The organism is Streptomyces gossypii (genome assembly GCF_025165795.1).
Classification (GTDB): Bacteria; Actinomycetota; Actinomycetes; order Streptomycetales; family Streptomycetaceae; genus Streptomyces; species Streptomyces gossypii.
The window spans coordinates 1-17,313 of the sequence record NZ_JAJAGO010000007.1 but is presented as its reverse complement, the minus strand read 5'-3'; the positions used below and the strand labels follow the sequence as shown (position 1 = coordinate 17,313).

General features: G+C 71.8%; 14 protein-coding genes and 1 pseudogene. 9 read left to right on the top strand and 6 right to left on the bottom strand.

The features are described from left to right. Positions 1-2 precede the first annotated feature (2 nt). From LHJ74_RS15830 to LHJ74_RS15810, 5 genes and pseudogenes are all read left to right on the top strand, one after another. Positions 3-506, top strand: a pseudogene (locus LHJ74_RS15830) (GNAT family N-acetyltransferase); the annotation flags it as partial. Further along, complete coding sequence (locus LHJ74_RS15825) at positions 492-1,025, top strand: PPOX class F420-dependent oxidoreductase (protein WP_311203315.1); 534 nt, start codon at positions 492-494, stop codon at positions 1,023-1,025. The pseudogene LHJ74_RS15830 and the gene LHJ74_RS15825, both read left to right, overlap by 15 nt. A 142-nt stretch (positions 1,026-1,167) precedes the next feature. Next, a complete protein-coding gene (locus LHJ74_RS15820; protein ID WP_260218683.1) occupies positions 1,168-1,425 on the top strand; it encodes an SHOCT domain-containing protein in 258 nt (85 codons plus the stop codon). Beyond that, complete coding sequence (locus LHJ74_RS15815) at positions 1,422-2,195, top strand: ABC transporter ATP-binding protein (RefSeq protein ID WP_260218682.1); 774 nt, start codon at positions 1,422-1,424, stop codon at positions 2,193-2,195. The genes LHJ74_RS15820 and LHJ74_RS15815 overlap by 4 nt, the downstream gene beginning before the upstream one ends. Next, complete coding sequence (locus tag LHJ74_RS15810; protein WP_260218681.1) at positions 2,192-4,762, top strand: ABC transporter permease; 2,571 nt, start codon at positions 2,192-2,194, stop codon at positions 4,760-4,762. Before LHJ74_RS15815 ends, LHJ74_RS15810 begins: the two co-directional genes overlap by 4 nt. Before the next feature lie 42 nt (positions 4,763-4,804). On the opposite strand, the gene LHJ74_RS15805 is transcribed toward LHJ74_RS15810, so the two are convergent. Beyond that, positions 4,805-5,311, bottom strand: a complete 507-nt coding sequence (locus LHJ74_RS15805; protein ID WP_260219020.1) for an ATP-binding protein — start codon at positions 5,309-5,311, stop codon at positions 4,805-4,807. Positions 5,312-5,553: 242 nt separating this feature from the next. Further along, on the bottom strand, positions 5,554-5,868 hold the full coding sequence (locus LHJ74_RS15800; protein ID WP_260218680.1) for a hypothetical protein: 315 nt from the start codon (positions 5,866-5,868) through the stop codon (positions 5,554-5,556). A gap of 243 nt (positions 5,869-6,111) precedes the next feature. Here LHJ74_RS15800 and LHJ74_RS15795 point away from each other — a divergent pair, with 243 nt between their 5' ends. Next, positions 6,112-7,212, top strand: a complete 1,101-nt coding sequence (locus LHJ74_RS15795) for a PLP-dependent cysteine synthase family protein (RefSeq protein ID WP_260219019.1) — start codon at positions 6,112-6,114, stop codon at positions 7,210-7,212. 15 nt (positions 7,213-7,227) lie between these two features. On the opposite strand, the gene LHJ74_RS15790 is transcribed toward LHJ74_RS15795, so the two are convergent. Together LHJ74_RS15790 and LHJ74_RS15785 are read right to left on the bottom strand one after the other, a co-directional pair. Beyond that, positions 7,228-7,725, bottom strand: coding sequence for an SRPBCC family protein (locus tag LHJ74_RS15790; protein WP_260218679.1), 498 nt, complete (start codon positions 7,723-7,725; stop codon positions 7,228-7,230). A 208-nt stretch (positions 7,726-7,933) separates the two neighbouring features. Next, a complete protein-coding gene (locus LHJ74_RS15785) occupies positions 7,934-8,794 on the bottom strand; it encodes a DeoR/GlpR family DNA-binding transcription regulator (protein WP_260218678.1) in 861 nt (286 codons plus the stop codon). A 178-nt stretch (positions 8,795-8,972) separates the two neighbouring features. Here LHJ74_RS15785 and LHJ74_RS15780 point away from each other — a divergent pair, with 178 nt between their 5' ends. Continuing rightward, entirely contained in the window at positions 8,973-11,393 is a 2,421-nt protein-coding gene (locus tag LHJ74_RS15780; protein ID WP_260218677.1) for a hypothetical protein, read from the top strand. A 76-nt stretch (positions 11,394-11,469) separates the two neighbouring features. Here LHJ74_RS15780 and LHJ74_RS15775 read toward each other — a convergent pair whose 3' ends face one another. Together LHJ74_RS15775 and LHJ74_RS15770 are read right to left on the bottom strand one after the other, a co-directional pair. Continuing rightward, positions 11,470-13,914, bottom strand: coding sequence for a right-handed parallel beta-helix repeat-containing protein (locus tag LHJ74_RS15775; protein WP_260218676.1), 2,445 nt, complete (start codon positions 13,912-13,914; stop codon positions 11,470-11,472). A 104-nt stretch (positions 13,915-14,018) separates the two neighbouring features. Beyond that, positions 14,019-14,624 (bottom strand): Rv1733c family protein, encoded by a 606-nt coding sequence (locus LHJ74_RS15770; protein WP_260218675.1) that lies wholly within the window; start codon positions 14,622-14,624, stop codon positions 14,019-14,021. Positions 14,625-14,919: 295 nt separating this feature from the next. Between LHJ74_RS15770 and LHJ74_RS15765 the strand changes: the two genes are divergently transcribed. After that, on the top strand, positions 14,920-16,338 hold the full coding sequence (locus tag LHJ74_RS15765; protein WP_260218674.1) for a family 2B encapsulin nanocompartment shell protein: 1,419 nt from the start codon (positions 14,920-14,922) through the stop codon (positions 16,336-16,338). Between the two features lies 1 nt (position 16,339). Further along, positions 16,340-17,313: family 2B encapsulin nanocompartment shell protein (locus LHJ74_RS15760; protein WP_260218673.1), on the top strand; the 974-nt coding region annotated here is incomplete at its 3' end.

The following is a 17,313-nucleotide window of genomic DNA, read 5'->3' as shown; positions in this document are numbered from 1 at the left end:
TCATGCTGATCAGACCAGGCCGTACGGCGGAGCTGGCGGAGTTGCGTGAAATTGAGCGGGCGGCGGGACGCTGGTTCCGTGACATCGGGATGGCGGCCATCGCGGAGGACGAACCGCCCAGCGTGGACGAACTGCGCGCCTACCAGCGTGCGGAGGGGCTGTGGGTCTGCGCCGCGCCGGACGGCCCGCCGGTCGCCTACGCGCTCCTCGAACCCGTCGACGGCGGCATCCACATCGAACAGATCTCGGTGCACCCGGACAGTGCCCGGCGGGGCATCGGGCGGGCGCTGCTCGACCACGTGGCAAAGAGAGCGGCGGCCGACGGCGTGCCGGCCCTCACGCTGACCACCTTCACCGAGGTGCCGTGGAACGCCCCCTACTACGAGCGCTGCGGATTCCGGCAGCTCGCCGAGAGCGAACTGACCCCCGGGCTCCGCCGGATCAGGGACCATGAGCGGGAGCTGGGTCTGGACCGGTGGCCCCGGGTGTGCATGCGGCGTGAACTGGCGGCGGCCCGAGAAGGCCCATCGCACAGGCCCCGGGGTGGCCAGGGGTACGCCCGGGAGCGCCGGGGCGGGCCCTACGGGCGGGGGGCGCGATCGCCCGCTGGCTATCGCGCACCAGGCCGTAAGGTCGGTGCCATGGTTCCGCAGCGGCTCGCCGACAGCCCATACGTCAGCCTCGTCACCCACCGGCGCGGCGGCACACCGGTGCCGACGCCGGTGTGGGCAGCCGAGGACGGTGGCGAGCTGCTGGTGTGGACCCGCGACGACAGCGGCAAGGTGAAGCGGCTGCGCCACGACGCACGGGTCACCGTCACCCCCTGCGACGTGCGCGGGCGGATCAGCGCGGACGCGCGCCCCGCCGAGGGCACCGCGCGGCTGCTGGAGAGCAAGGCGGAACTGCGCCGGGTGCGCCGGGCGCTGACGGCCAAATACGGCTGGCGGTTCCGCCTCGTGGACTCCGGCGGCGCCCTGCTGCGACGGGGCCGGCGGCCGCACACGGGCATCGCGGTCACCCTCTGACCCGTCGGGAGCAGCGCGGCGAGCGGCGCCGTACTCCCGGCGGGGTACGTACGGAGCCGCTGGCCGTACGACGACGCAGACCCCCTTCGGCGGCGAGTCTCGGTAGCGCAGGAAGCAGCAACTACCGAGGAGCTGAACCGATATGAACACCATGGCGCACTGGGCCGACAGCGGGGGACCCGGCCCCTGGATTCTGCTCTTCCCGCTGTTCTGGGCAGCCGCCATCGTCGGCGTCGTCACCCTGCTGCGCCGGACCGTCGGGCGGGCACGCGGCGGACAGCAGCAGTCCGACGGCCCCCTCGAACTGCTGGCCCACCGTTTCGCCTCCGGCGAGATCGACGAGGACGAGTACTGGATGCGGCTGTCCGTGCTCCGTGAGAGCAAGGGCGGTGCGAAATGACCACGGATCTCTCGACCGGTATCGCCGCGCGTGTCATCGACGCGGTCAAGGTCTACGGCACCGGCGACACGGAGGTACGCGCCCTCGACGGCGTCTCCGTCGACTTCCACGTCGGCCGGTTCACCGCCATCATGGGCCCCTCCGGCTCCGGCAAGTCCACCCTGATGCACTGTGCGGCCGGGCTGGACACCCTCACCTCGGGCGAGGCGCACATCGGCGGCACCGAGCTGAGCGCGCTGAGCGACAAGAGACTCACCCTGCTGCGGCGCGAGCGCGTCGGCTTCGTCTTCCAGGCATTCAACCTGCTGCCGACACTCACCGTCGCCGAGAACATCACCCTGCCGCAGGATCTCTCCGGCACCCGTGCGGACCCGGCATGGACGGACACGCTGATCGACGTCGTCGGGCTGCGCGACCGGCTGCACCACCGGCCCAGCGAGCTGTCCGGGGGGCAGCAGCAGCGGGTCGCGGTCGCCCGCGCCTTCGCGGGCCGGCCCGAGGTGGTCTTCGCCGACGAGCCGACCGGAAACCTGGACTCGCAGTCCGGCGAGGAGGTGCTCGGACTGCTCGGCCGCGCCGTCCACCAGATGGACCGCACCGTGGTGATGGTCACCCACGATCCGGTCGCCGCCGCACACGCCGACGAGGTGATCTTCCTCGCCGACGGCCGTCTCGTCGACCGGATGGAGGGGCCCACCGCAGAGCGCGTGCTGGACCGGCTCAAGGCGTTCGACCACGGGCGCACGCGTCAGGAGGAGGTGCCGACATGAGCGGAACCCGTGCCTCCGTCCGTATCAGCCTCTCCTCACTGCGGACGCACAAGCGGCGCTTCATGGGCACCGTCTCAGCGGTGCTGCTGGGGGTGGCGTTCCTCGCCGGGACGCTCGTGATGGGCGACACCCTGCGGGCCAGCTTCGACGACCTCTTCGACACCGCGAGCAGCGGCACCGACACCGTCGTCCGCAGCAGCGACGCCATCACCACCTCGGACGACGCGGTGGGCACCCGCCAGCCGGTCGACACGGGCCTGCTGGAGGCCATCGAGAAGACTCCCGGCGTCGCCGCGGCGGCACCCAGCATCGAGGGCAACGGGCAGCTGCTGGACGCCGACGGGAAGGGTCTGGGCGGTGAGGGGCCGCCCACCGTCGCGGGGAACTGGATCGCGGACGAGGAACTGAACGCGTACGAGCTGGCCGAGGGCCGCGCTCCCCGCGCGTCCGGCGAGGTGGTCGTCAACCGGGGCGTCGCGGACCAGGGCGACCTGAAGATCGGCGACACCACCACGCTGCGCACTCCCGATCCCGTCCAGGTCAAGATCGTCGGTCTGGCGACCTTCGCGGGCGAGGACGGCCTGGCGCAGGTCACCTTCACCGGCATGACCCGTGCCGACGCCGAGAAGTACCTCATGCCGGAGCCCGGCCTGGCAGCCACCCTCGTGGTGCGCGGCGAACCCGGCACCAGCCAGGAGCAGCTCACCCAGGCCGTGGCCGCCCAGCTGCCCGGGGGAGTGGAGGCGATCACCGGCGAGGCGGCCGGTGAGGAGGCGATGGAGAACAACACCGAGCAGTTCCTGGGCCTCTTCACCACCCTGCTCCTCGTCTTCTCCGGAATCGCGCTGTTCGTCGCGACGTTCTCGATCCACAACACCTTCGCGATCGTCGTCGCCCAGCGCACCCGGGAGAACGCCCTGTTGCGGGCGCTGGGAGCCTCCAGGCGCCAGGTGCTCGGATCGACGATGATCGAGGCCGGCGTGGTCGGGCTGCTGGCCTCCGCCGCCGGACTCGCCGGGGGCATCGGCATCGCCGCCGGGTTGCAGGCACTCTTCCCCGCGGTCGGATTCCCCTTCCCCGAGGGCACGTTGGTGATCAGCGCGCTGTCGATGCTGCTGCCCCTCGCGGTCGGCGTGGTCGTCTGCCTGGGCTCCGCGCTGCTTCCCGCCGTGCGGGCGGGGCGCACCGCGCCCCTGGCAGCGCTGCGGGAGAACACGGTGGAGAGCTCCGGCGCTTCGCGCTCCCGCGCCCTGACCGGCACCGTGCTGGGCGCGGGCGGGGTGGGACTCGCCGTGCTCGGCGCCCTGGGCGGCGGGGCGGTCCTGCTGACCGCCCTGGGAGCGCTCCTGGTCCTGATCGCCTTCGTGGTGCTCGGCCCGGTGGCCTCCTCGTCCGCGATCCGGGCGCTGGGCGCCCCGGCGAGGCGGATGCGCGGCATCTCGGGGGCGCTCGCCCAGCGCAACGCGCTGCGCAGCCCCAAGCGCACCGCGGCCACCGCGACCGCGCTGATGATCGGCGTCGCCGTGGTCTCGCTGTTCACGGTCTTCGCCTCCTCCCTGAAGGCGACGATGGACGACACGGTCTCCCGCAACTTCGCGGGCGACGTCGCCGTCAGCACCCCCGGGTTCGGTGACGGCGGCAGCGGGTTCAGCCCCAGGATGGAGCCGGAGGTCCGCCAGCTTCCCGAAGTGGACTCCGCGCTCGGCCTCGGCAACGGCGTCGCCCGTATCGACGGGAAGGGCGCGGCGCTGACCGTCACCGACCCCGGGCGCCTCCAGAGCGTCATGCATCTGGGCGAAGTCTCCGGCTCCTTCCAGAACTTCGGTACCGACGGCCTCGCCGTCTCCGAACAGAAGGCGGAGGACGAGGGCTGGAAGGTGGGCTCCAAGGCCGAACTGGCCTTCGCCGACGGCGAGAAGCAGACCTTCACCGTTCGGGCGCTCTACGAGACCTCGGAGCTGACCGGCGACTATGTGGTGACCCGGGAGGCATGGGAACCGCACCGGACCCAGGAATCCACCCGGCTGATGGTGGTGTCGTTCAAGGACGGAGTCGAGACCGGCTCCGGCCAGGCCGCCGTCGAGCGGGTCGCGCAGGGCTTCGGCAACCCCGATGTGCAGACCCGTGACGAGTACATCGAGACCTCGGCGAGCACCATCGACATGATGCTGACCCTGGTCTACGCGCTGCTCGCGCTGGCGGTGTTCATCGCGCTGCTCGGCATCGCCAACACCCTCACCCTCGCCGTCCACGAGCGCACCAGAGAACTGGGGCTGCTGCGCTCGGTCGGCCAGACCCGTGCCCAACTGCGGTCGATGGTCCGCTGGGAGTCGGTGATGATCGCCGCCTTCGGCACGGTGGGCGGTCTGGTGCTCGGCGGGTTCCTCAGCTGGGCACTGGTGACGGCGGCCGACGGCCAGAGCAGTACGCCGTTCAGCTTCGCGGTACCGCCCGTCCAGCTGACCGTGGTCGCGCTGGTCGGCGTGGTGGCCGGGTTGCTCGCGGGCTGGCGACCGGCACGCCGCGCGGCCCGGCTGGACGTACTGCGGGCCATCGCCACGGAGTGAGGCCGGTGACCGTCAGGCCGGTGACCGTCAGGCTGGTCACCGTCAAGAGGTGACCGGCACGCTTGAAGGCCTCTGCGGTGTGCGCCGCCGTTCCACCCCAGGAGCGGCGGCCGCGCCGACATCCGGCGCCCACCGCGCCGCGGCCGTGCGGGCCGTGGCCGGCACGGTACGGGTGGCCGTGAGCGGCGCGGGCAGGGTGAACCACACGACCTTCCCCGAGCCGTCCGGCCGCATCCGCATGCCCCAGGCCTCGCTGACCGCGGCCACCAGGGCGAGGCCACGGCCACTGGTGGCGAGGGCGCCGGAGGTGCGCACCCGGGGCGGGCTCGGATCGTAGTCGCGCACCGAGACCGTCACCCGGCCCTGGAACAGGACGAGTTCCAGGGTGCAGCGCTTGTCGGGGCCGGTGTGCTGGTGCACGTTGGCCAGCAGTTCCGTGACGCCGAGAGCGACGCGGTCGATCAAGGGGTCGAGATGCCAGTAGCGCAGTTGCGCGGAAACGATGCGACGGACCTGCCCGATCCGCGAGGGGAGCGCCTGGAACTCCACGGCGCAGTGCCTGCTCGGGCCGCTCTGACTGCTCTGACTGCTCGGACCGCTGGGGCCGCTCGGGCGGGGACTGCCGGGCCTGCTGGGGTGAGTGATCACGGCTGCGACTCCCTGGAGAAGGCCCGTAGGCAAGAGCTGACCGCATGTGACCTCAGAAGCTGTGCCACGAATCCCACATTGCGGCCGCCAGATCCGCACCGCAACTCGGCTCCCTGACCCTCGGCACCGCCGGGCACGCGGTCTCAGCGGCCGAGCACGCCCCGCTCGGCGGCCGACTTGGCCTGGGCCGTACGCAGGGCGGCAAGCAGGCCCGCCCGGTGCGCGAGGCCGAGCCGGAGCAGATAGCGCGTCCCCCCGAGCGTGGCCACGGCACGCCCCCGCATGCCGTACCGGCCGCTGATCCGCACCTGCTCCAGCGGGGCGCTGTCGATCTCACGGCCGTAACTCGTCAGCAGCTCCAGCCGGCCGTCCCGGATCAGGACCCGCCCGCCTCTGGTGAGGGAGCGCAGCCAGCGCTCTATCCGCACGCCTCCGGCATCGAACTCAGGCTCCGTCATGCCGCACCGCCCTCCGCCTAGAACATCGCAGCCGATGTACCCCCGGCCGGGTGCCATACACCCTGACGGCAGTGTGCCGCGCATCCGGCGCGTCCACCAGTGGCACTTCCCGGCGCTCCTATGATCGGGCGGGTGAGCAACACGGAACGGGCCGCGCACCACACGGGCGGCCAGACCCCCCAGGGCGTGCCCGGCACGCCGCCCACCACGCAGCCGAACGGCCCGTCCACCGCTCCGGAGGGCGTGTCCGCCACCGTCGACGTGGACCGCAGCGACGCCGGTTACCGCACCTGGCTCAAGGAGGCGGTGCGCAAAGTCCAGGCGGACAACCAGCGCAGCGCCGACACCCACCTGCTGAGTTTCCCGCTGCCCGAACGCTGGGGCATCGACCTCTACCTCAAGGACGAGTCCACCCATCCCACCGGCAGCCTCAAGCACCGGCTCGCCCGATCCCTCTTCCTCTATGGTCTGTGCAACGGCTGGATCCGCAGGCACCGGCCCGTCATCGAGGCGTCCAGCGGTTCCACCGCCGTATCCGAGGCGTACTTCGCGAAGCTGATCGGCGTGCCCTTCATCGCGGTGATGCCGCGCACGACCAGCGGGGAGAAGACCCGGCTGATCGAATTCCACGGCGGACGGTGCCATCTGGTGGACGACCCGCAGACGGTGTACGAGGTCTCGGCCGCCCTCGCGGCCGAGACCGGCGGCCATTACATGGACCAGTTCACCTACGCCGAGCGGGCCACCGACTGGCGGGGCAACAACAACATCGCCGAATCCATCTACCAGCAGCTACGCCTCGAACGCTTCCCCGAACCGGCCTGGATCGTCGCCACCGCGGGCACCGGCGGCACCTCCGCCACCCTTGCCCGGTATGTCCACTACATGCAGTACGACACCCGTATCTGCGTGGCCGACCCCGAGAACTCCTGCTTCTTCGACGGCTGGGTGCACGGCGACCCCGAGGCCCACAGCGACCGGGGCTCCCGGATCGAGGGCATCGGACGGCCCCGGATGGAGCCCAGCTTCCTGCCGTACGCGATCGACCGGATGATGAAGGTTCCGGACGCCGCCTCCGTGGCGGCCGTACGGGCCCTGGACGCGGCAATCGGGCGCAAGGCGGGCGGATCGACCGGTACCGGGCTGTGGAGCGCCCTGCACATCGTCGCGGAGATGGTCGCCGAGGGGCGGACCGGATCGGTCGTCACGCTGCTCTGCGATCCGGGCGACCGCTATCTCGACAAGTACTACTCGGACGCCTGGCTGGCCGGGCAGGGCCTGGACATCAAGCCGTACAGCGACGCGCTGGAGACGTTCCTCGCCGTCGGTGCCTGGCCGGACTGACCACCCGCGGATCGGTCACCCATGCATGCCGCTGGGGTCTGCCTCCGCCGCGGCGAGGCGCCGGTCCAGTTTCCGCACCGCGGCACGGAACGCCCGTTCGAGACCCGGACCGAGCAGCCGCAGGCCGGTGCGGGCCGGCGCCGTGCCGTCCACCGCCATCGTGTAGCGCACCACGGTGCCGGATCCCGACGGCGTCAGGCGCCAGTCCTCCAGTATGGCCCGCACGCCCGGGGCGTTCGTCGCGTCGACCCGGTACGCGTAGCGTTCCGGTTCCTCCGCCGCGATCACCGTCTCCAGAAAACGTGTGCCGCCCCGGAGATGGATCACCCGGCGGGCCCCGGCATCCAGCGGCCGGGCCTTCGTCACGGCGCTGTACCACCGCGGCCAGCTGTCGACCTCGCGCAGCGCGGCGAAGACGGCCTCCGGGGCGGCCGCGGCGCGCTGGACGAACACCAGCCGCACCGGGGCCGAATCGAGGAAATCGAGGGCGACGGGCCTCAGTTGCTTTGACATGGACCAACTATCCCGGAAAGAGGGTCACTCGGACGGGGACAGCCCAAGGGCTGTCCCGTAATCCCTGGTGGATCAGCGCGCGGCGTCAGATGCGGTGCTTCGCAAGGCGGAGGGACGTCCTCATACTGGGCGTATCCGGGCGTTCCGACAACGCAGCGAGGTGCCGTAGCTGACGCCGCGCGCCCGCCAGGGATTACGGGGACAGCCCTCAGGCCCTGTCCGGGTCAGGACCGTCCGCAACGCCTTCGGGGCCGCCCGCGACCACGAGTCCGGGCAGCTCCTCCCGGATCTCGGCGCGCGCCGGTGCGGAGAGCCCGCCATCCGTCACCAGCGTGTCGATCTGGGCCAGCGTGGCGAAGGAACTCAGCCCCACCGTCCCCCACTTGGTGTGGTCCGCCACCACCACGACCCGTCGCGCCGCCCCCACCAGGCGCCGGTTCGTCTCCGCCTCCGCCAGATTCGGCGTGGACAGGCCCGCCTCACGGGATATGCCGTGTACACCCAGGAAGAGCACATCGAAGTGGAGCGAAGCGATCGCCGCGTCCGCCACGGGGCCCACCAGGGAGTCCGAGGGCGTACGCACCCCGCCCGTCAGCACAACCGTCGCAGGCCGCCGCCCCTGCCCTCCGTCACCCGCCGCGCCGCGCTGCGCGCCGTGGAAGACGTCGGCCACCCGCACCGAGTTGGTCACCACGGTCAGATCCGGGACCTCCAGCAACTGCCGCGCCAGGGCGAACGTGGTGGTGCCGCCGGACAGCGCGATCGCGCTGCCCGGAGCCGCCAGCCGGGCCGCTGCCCGCGCGATGTCCTCCTTCGCGCTCGGCTCCAGCGAGGACTTCACCTCGAAGCCCGGCTCGTGCGTGCTCGCCTCCGCCACCGGCACCGCGCCGCCGTGCACCTTCTCCAGCGAGCCCTGCCGCGCCAGCGTGTCCAGATCGCGCCGCACCGTCATGTCGGAGACCATGAGCGTCCGGGTGAGCTCGTTGACGCGGACCCCGCCGCGCCGTCGGACCTCGTCCAGGATGAACGCGCGGCGCTGCTCCGCCAGGAGATTCTGATTGTCGACCACCGCGCTTGCCGTTCCTCTCGTCCCTCCGCCACCGGCCCAACCGGCCGGGGGACATCCTCCCATGGGTGACTCGTGGCCGCCGTGTCACGATTTCGGGTCGTCTTTCGAAGCGAGGGCTGTACGCCGGAGGCCGGGCGGGGATGCTGTACGCGGTCAACAGGCGTCCCGGGGGAGCGTTATGCAGTCGGACCGGACAGAAGAACCCACAGCGGCACCCACAGAAGCACACGCGGCGGAACCGGCGGGGGAGGACCCCGGCGGACTCGCGCTGGAACTCCTGGTGCATGGCGTCGGAGGCGCCACCCCCGAAGAGATGCTGGACGATCCGCGCACCGTGCGGATCACCGGAGACGCCACAGCCGCCGTCTACCGCCGCACCGAGGACGTGGACGCCGAGGACCGGCCGGGCGAGTACGCGGACAAACCCATCCCGGAGGGTTACTGCTGGTCCCACCTCACCTCAGGCAACAGCGCCCGCGCCCTGTGGCTCATCCTGCTGCCGTTCATGGTCGTCAACCTCGCCCACTGGATGCGCCCAGCCGCCCAGGCCCGCCACCGCGCCGTACGGCTGCACGGCTTGGTGGTGCGGCTGGTGGCGCTCAGCCTCACCGTGCTGCTGGCGGCCGCCGCCTGCGAGGTGGCGCTCGACCTGGTCGCCTGGCAGTGCGCCGGGCAGCCGGGCTGCGCGCGGGAGCACTCCTGGCTCGGCTTCATGGCGGTCGACGCCCAGGGCGGCGGCTGGTGGAGCCAGCCCGGACGCCGGATCGCGCTGGCCGCCCTCGTGCCCACCGCGCTCATCGTGCTGCTGTGGTGGCTCTCGCACCGCACCTGGAGCGCGTACGAATCCCAGCCCCCATGGCGCGGCCAGGTGGCGGAGGACGACCCGGCCGCCGCCGACCGCCCGGCGCTCTGCCTGCCCGGCTTCTGGTACGGAAGGCGGCTGGTTGCCCGGCTGCGCGCCGCCCACACCGCCGCCGGCCTGCTCACCATCGCCGCCGCGCTCGCCGGGGCCGCCACCAGGTTCGACCGCAAACCGGGCGGTTCCGCCTGGCTGGACGCACTCGGCTGGGCGAACGCGGTCCTGATCATGGCGGGCGGCCTCTGGGCCCTGTACGCCGTGTGCCGCCGGGGCCGCAAGGAGAGCGAGGCGGACGAGGGCGGCGACCGGCTGACCGTCCGGGTGCTGCCCCTGGCCTCGGCCTCGGTGCTGGTGCTGGCCGCCCTGCACGCCGGCTGGTCCCGCCCCGGCTGGGGAAGCTCCGGCGAACTGCCAGGGGACGAGGCGTTCAGTGTGATCGCCATTGCGCAGGGGGCGCTGGTGGTCGCCCTGGCAGCGACCGGGGTGGTGCTCCACCGGGCGGCACCGGTCGCCCGTACGGCGCTGTGCGGCCTTGCCGCCGCCTCGGTGGCGATGCTGGCCTGCGCGCTGGGAGGTGTGATGTCCGGCGGTGTCGCGCAGTGGGTCGCCGACCGGCTCGGAGGGCAGGGGATCGGGCCGCCGACGGTACTGACCTGGCAGGCGTCCACCATTCCGGTGCTGCTCGTCCTGCTGCTCGTCCTGCTGTGCGGCCTGCTCGTCCGGGTCCACCTCCGCAGCCGGCAGCTGGCCGCCCAGGTGCACCAGGGCTACCCCGGTGCGCGGGCCGACACACCGCGCTCCCGGCGCATCGGGCGGGCCATCGCGCGCGCCGCGCTCACCGACTCCGCACCGGCTGTCGTCGGTGCCGTGGCGGTGCTCACCCTGCTGCTCGGCGCCGCGGCCGTGCTCGGCACCTGGCTGACCGGCAAGACCCCCGGCGCGGCGGCCGACGGCGCGCCCCTCGTCGTCGACGGCTTCGCCGACTGCGTCCAGGCGCTCGGCTCCTGGCTCATCGGCGCGGTCTTCCTGCTCTTCCTCGCCCTGGGCCGCCGCGCCTACAAGGACGTCTCGGCCCGTCGCACCATCGGCATCCTGTGGGACGTGGGCACCTTCTGGCCGCGCGCCGCCCACCCCTTCGCGCCGCCCTGCTACGCCGAGCGCGCCGTGCCCGACCTCGTATGGCGCATGGCGAGCTGGACGCAGGAGCGTGAGGGCGGCCGTATCGTTCTCTCCGGCCACTCCCAGGGCAGCGTGCTGGCCGCCGCGGCGGTGTGGCAGCTCGACCCGGTCACCCGGCACCAGGTCGCGCTGCTCACCTACGGATCACCGCTGGAGAGACTCTACGGGCGCTGGTTCCCGGCCTACTTCGGGCCGCGCCCGCTGGGTGCGCTGCACCGGGAACTGGACTGCTGGCGGAACCTGTGGCGGCTCACCGACCCGATCGGAGGCGCCGTCCGGCTCCCCGGCGCCGAGCACCCCGAGGTCGACCGGGGCCCGCTCCAGGACCCGCTGGCGTACGGCCGCACCACCCGCAGGCCACTGCCCGCGCCCCTCCTCGGGCACAGCGACTTCCAGGCGGACCCCGCGTTCGACGAGGAGCGGGACGGGCTGCTGGCACGGCTGCTGACCCGGCGGCACCGCGCGGGGGCGGGCGAGCGGGAGGAAGGGGGAGAGCCGAGCCCGGAAACGCTGCCCGCCCAGTTGAGCGAGGACGCCGAAGGAGAGGGCGCACCGGCCTGAGCACCGCAGCCCGGCACCGCAGCCCGGCACCGCAGCCCGGCACCGCACCTCTGGGGCGGGGCCTCTGGGGCGGGGCCTAGAAGGGCTCGGGCAGGTCCTCGCCGAAGAGCAGCGTCAGATCGTCCGTGCTCGGCTCCGCCAGCAGCGACACCCGCCCCGCATGCCGCTCCACCATGGCCTCGAAGGTCTGGCGGGCGGCTCGGCCGTTGCCGAACGACGGCCCCCTCGGCATCGCCGCGAAATGCTTGAGCAGCGCCTCCGGCGTGCCCTCTCCCAGCCGGTACTCGTGCTCCTCGGCCTGCTGCTCGACGATCAGCAGCAGTTCCTCCGGGCTGTAGTCACCGAAGGTGATGGTGCGGGAGAAGCGGGACGCGACACCGGGGTTGACGGCGAGGAAGCGGTCCATCTCCTCGGTGTAGCCGGCCGCTATCACCACCACCTCCTCGCGGTGGTCCTCCATCAGCTTCACCAGGGTGTCGATCGCCTCCCGGCCGAAGTCGCGGCCGGAGTCCTCGGGCGACAGCGCGTACGCCTCGTCGATGAAGAGCACCCCGCCCCGCGCACGCTCGAACGCCTGCTGGGTACGGATGGCGGTCGAACCGATGTGCTCTCCCACCAGGTCGACCCGGGACACCTCGACCAGATGGCCGCGCTCCAGCACCGCCAGCGAGTGCAGGATCTCGCCGTAGAGGCGGGCGACGGTGGTCTTGCCGGTGCCCGGGGCGCCGGTGAAGACCAGATGGCGGCGGGCCGAAGCGGCCTTCAGCCCCGCGCGCTGGCGTCGGCGGCCGACCTCGATCATGTTCGTCAGGGTCCGGACCTCGTGCTTGACGCTGTCGAGGCCCACGAGGGCGTCGAGTTCCCCCAGTACCTCCTCCGAGGGCCGCGCCTCTTCGGCGGCCGGCTTCTCGGTGTGCTGGGCGTTCTGGTCGCTCTGCGCGTTCGGGTTGCCCTCCCCGGTCCGCTGCGCCGGTATGGCGGCGGGCGAGGTCAGCAGTCCCGCGCTGGCGAGGGCCGGTGTGCGGGCCGCAGCCGGCGGCGCCGAGACGGCGGCACTCTCGTCGCTCGTACAGTCCTCGACGAGGGGGCCGTCCTCGGCGAACTCGAAGCCGCCGCGTGCGCAGCGCTCCGTCCGGCAGCGCCGCAGCGTCGTACGGCACCCGTCGATGATGTGGAAGCCGTAGCCCTGAGAGCCGGTCACCCGGCAGCCGTGGAAGGTGCCCCGGCCCTCCGCCGAGACGTACACCCCGGCTTCCTCCGCCGAGGTGACGGTGCAGCGCTCCACGGTCGGATCGGCACCCTTGGTCACGATGAGGCCGGTGGCGGCCGCGTCGATGGTGCAGTTGGCAAGGTTGCCGCCACTGCCGTGGTCGCGGAACCAGGCGCCCGTCCCGGCCTCCCGGATGCGGCAGTCGTCGAGCTGCACGGTCGCGCCGTCGCTCACCGAGACGGCGGTGCCCCGTACTTGGGACAGGTCGCTGTCCAGTACGTCGGCGCGGGAGCCCCGGTCGAGCACGAACAGCGCGTCGGGCACGCTGTGCACCCGGCAGGAGTCCAGCACCGCGGCGGCGCCGTCACTGATCCACACGGCGGGATAGTCGCCCGTACTCTCGTGGATCTCGCAGCTGTTGGCGTCGACCCGGGTGCCCGGGTCCCAGACCGACAGGCCGTTCCGGCCGAACCGGCGCACCGTGGAACGGGTAAGGGTGAGCACCGAGCGGGACCTCAGGTCGATCGCGTTCTCGGGTATGTCGTGGATCTCGCAGTCCGCGAGGGTCAGCACGGCATCGGTGTCCAGGGTGACGCCGTCCGCCGTGGTCCGGTGCACCCGGCAGCCTGTCATGTGCCCGGTGGCCCGGGCGGCGACCTGCAGCCCGGCACCCTTGACCTCGTACACCTCGCAGCCCACCGCCTCGACGGCGGTCCCCTCCCCGTGCAGCGAGAGGCCCGCACCCGAGGCGTGGTGGATGCGGCAGCGCTCCAGCCGGGGGTGCGCGCCGTCGCTCACCGAGACGCCGGACTGACCGGCCGCGACCACCTCGCACTCCTCGTACACGCCGCCCGCGCCGCCGGTGACGCTGATGCCCAGTCCCGCAGGGTTGTCCACCGTGCAGCGGCGCACGGTGGGCCGGGCTCCGCCGCGGACCTCGATCCCGGCGGCGGAGCGGGTCAGCACCCGGATGCCCGTCAGCTCGGGGGCGCAGTCCTCGACCAACAGGGCCGGTACGGAAGCGTCCTGGCCCTCCAGTTGGAGATCATGCACCGAGGCCGAGGAACGGACCGTCAGCGCCACACCGTCGGCCGGCGCGATGCGCACGGAACCGCTGCCCGCCCGCTCCGGACCGCGCAGCGTCACGGCGCGGTCCAGGACGAGGTTCTCCCGGTAGGTGCCCGGCGAGACGGTGAGCACATCGCCGTCGGACGCCGCCTGGAGGGCTGCGGACAGTGAGGCGTACTCCCCGGTGCGCCGCCGCCAGCGCGAGGTGCCGGTGTGTGTGACCTGGACCGAGGGCTGTCCCATGGACTGCTGCGTCCTCACTTCGTACGATCTTGAGCTGCGGTGCCGTGACGTCGGGCGGCCCGGCACCACCACCGTAGCGTGCGCGGGATGGGGTCGATGACCGGTCAGCTGTTGGTCCCGGCACGTCCCGAGTCGGGACCGATCCTGGCCCACTCGTCGTCCCAGCGCGCGTACCGCCGCCGCAGCAACTGCCGTACGGCCAGGCGCCGTCCGATCTCCACCGCCGCCGCGGTCGCCGCCGCCGCGACCACACCCGCCAGCATCGCCTGTGAGGAGGCGGTGGCGCCGGAAAGCGGCGGGCTGGTGAGTTCCCCGTCGTCGTTCGTCCAGACGCGGAAGCGATCCCCCGGCCGCACCTCATGGCCGACGTCGGCGGGGCCCGTGCGGGTGGCACCGTCCGGCCCGGACCAGTAGGCGATGACACCCCGCCGGCCCTCGGACTCGGCGCTGTCCTCAGTGTCGGAGTCCAGCGGACGCCGGGGGACCGTCAGCTGTTCGGCGGTCGCCCACACCGCATGCCGCTCCAACCGCTGCGCGCGCACGGTGGCAAGCAGCTCCTCGTGGGTCAGCACCCCGCTCAGCATGCCCACGACCGGGGCGACGAAAAGGATCAGCAGGAGGGCCCACAGCGCCAGCCAGGCCTCCCGGCGGTCGCTGCGACGGCACAGCGGGTTACGGCGCCAGCGCCACAGACCAGCCACAGCGCGCATCACCTCACCCCCAGTTCCCTTGACGTGACCTTACTCGGCGGCGGCGGTCTCCCCGCTCGCAGTGTGCGCTGCTGGAATGCACCTGTGACCTGCCCGTGCCCCCGGTTGCTTGTTCGGGCACGGCTGTGGACCGGGCCGCGAGTACCCGGTGACGGTGCTCCTCATTCATCGGAACGTGTTCTCTTTCGAGCGATTGCCGTAAAGGGCGGTACCCGGTTAGTTTCGTCGCGGAGTAGCGCAGTGACGCAATGACGCAGTCAACTCCTTTTCCCATCATGAAGATTGGCGGTTTTCCATGACCACTTCGGTGGAATCACCTTCCGGCGGAGAGGGTGCCACGGAGCAGGGGCGCTTGAGCCTTGACACGGCCGCGGCAAGAAATCTCGCCAGCACCACCAAGACGCCTCCGCAGATGCAGGGAATTTCCTCCCGCTGGCTGCTGAAGGTGCTTCCCTGGGTGCACGTTTCCGGTGGCACCTTCCGGGTGAACCGCCGGCTCACCCACACCCTGGGCGACGGCCGGGTGGAGTTCGTCTCCACCGGCACCGAGGTCCGGGTGATTCCGCTGGAACTGGGCGAACTCCCGCTGCTGCGCGGATATTCGGACGAGCCGGTGCTGGCGGCCCTCGCCGCTCGCTGCGAGCAGCGGGACTTCGGCCCCGGGGAGACCTTGGTGGAGGCCGGCCGTCCTGCCGACCGGGTCGTCCTGATCGCGCACGGCAAACTCCAGCGGCTGGGCCGGGGCAAGTACGACGAGGAGGCATCCCTCGGCGTGCTGGCCGACGGCGACTTCGCCGGTGCGGAGGAGCTCGCCGCGGCGGAGCCGGGGGAGTGGGACTTCAGCCTCCGCACGCTCACCAGCGGTACGGCGCTGACTCTGACCCGGGAGGCGTTCGATGAGGTGCGGGATGCTTCCGCCAGCCTGCGGGAGCATCTGGAGGCGGCGCGGGCCACGCCGCCCGGGGCGCGCACCGCCGAAGGTGAGGCGGCTGTGGCGTTGGCTTCGGGGCATGTGGGTGAGCCTGCGTTGCCGGGGACGTTCGTGGATTATGAGTTGGCGCCGCGTGAGTATGAGTTGAGTGTGGCGCAGACGGTGTTGCGGGTGCACAGCCGGGTTGCTGATCTCTATAACGAGCCGATGAACCAGGTGGAGGAGCAGCTGCGGCTGACGGTGGAGGCGTTGCGGGAGCGTCAGGAGCACGAGCTGGTCAACAACCGTGAGTTCGGGCTCTTGCACAATGCGGATCTGAGGCAGCGTATCCGTACCCGTACCGGGCCGCCCACCCCCGACGACCTGGACGAACTCCTGGCCACTGTGTGGAAGGAGCCCAGCGTCGTACTCGCCCACCCGAAGGCGATCGCCGCGATCGGCCGGGAGTGCACCCGTCGCGGCGTGTATCCGCAGAGCATCGATCTCGAAGGCCATTCCGTGCCCGCCTGGCGGGGCGTGCCGATCCTCCCCTGCGACAAGATCCCGGTCAGCTCGACGGGTGCCACCTCCGTTCTGGCCATGCGTACCGGAGAGAGCGACCGGGGTGTCGTCGGGCTGCACCAGACCGGTATTCCCGACGAGTACCGGCCCGGGCTGTCGGTCCGTTTCATGGGAATCGACGAAAGGGCGGTCATCTCCTATCTGGTGAGCGCCTACTATTCAGCCGCCGTGCTGGTGCCGGACGCGCTGGGAATTCTCGAGGACGTGGAGATCGGGCACTGATATGGCACAACCCGGCAGCAATGCCCCTTCGAGTCTGACCACTGCGGCCGCCCGCAAACTGGCCACCACCACCAAGACGCCGCCGCAGATGCAGGGGACCTCCCCTCGCTGGCTGCTCAGGGTCCTTCCCTGGACGGAGGCCACCGGCGGCACCTTCCGGGTGAACCGCAGGCTCACCCACAACCTGGGCGACGGCCGGGTGGAATTCGTCTCCACCGGCACCGAAGTACGGGTGATCCCGGCCGAATTGCGGGAGATCCCGCTGCTGCGCGGCATGGACGACCCGGCTGCCCTCCAGGCGCTGGCCGACCGGTGCGTCCAGCGCGAGTACGCCGCCGGGGACACGCTGACCACCCTCGGCACCCCGGTGGACGAACTGCTGCTGATCGCGCACGGCAAACTGCACCGGGCGGGGGCCGGCAAGTACGGCGACGAGATCTCGCTCGGCACCGTGGCCGACGGGGACCACCTCGGAGACCAGGCCCTCACTCCGGAGCCCGGAGTGTGGCCGTACACGCTCAGGGCCGTCACCCGCTGCACCGTGCTCGCCCTGCCCCGCGGTGCCTTCCAGGAGGTCGCCGCCCGGTCGGAGGTGTTACGCGATCACCTTGAGCGGTTCCTCGCCCGCGCGATCCCGGCTCAGAACCGGCGCGGTGAGGCGGCTGTGGCGTTGGCTTCGGGGCATGTGGGTGAGCCTGCGTTGCCGGGGACGTTCGTGGATTATGAGTTGGCGCCGCGTGAGTATGAGTTGAGTGTGGCGCAGACGGTGTTGCGGGTGCACAGCCGGGTTGCTGATCTCTATAACGAGCCGATGAACCAGGTGGAGGAGCAGCTGCGGCTGACGGTGGAGGCGTTGCGGGAGCGTCAGGAGCACGAGCTGGTCAACAACCGTGAGTTCGGGCTCTTGCACAATGCGGATCTGAGGCAGCGTATCCGTACCCGTACCGGGCCGCCCACCCCCGACGACCTGGACGA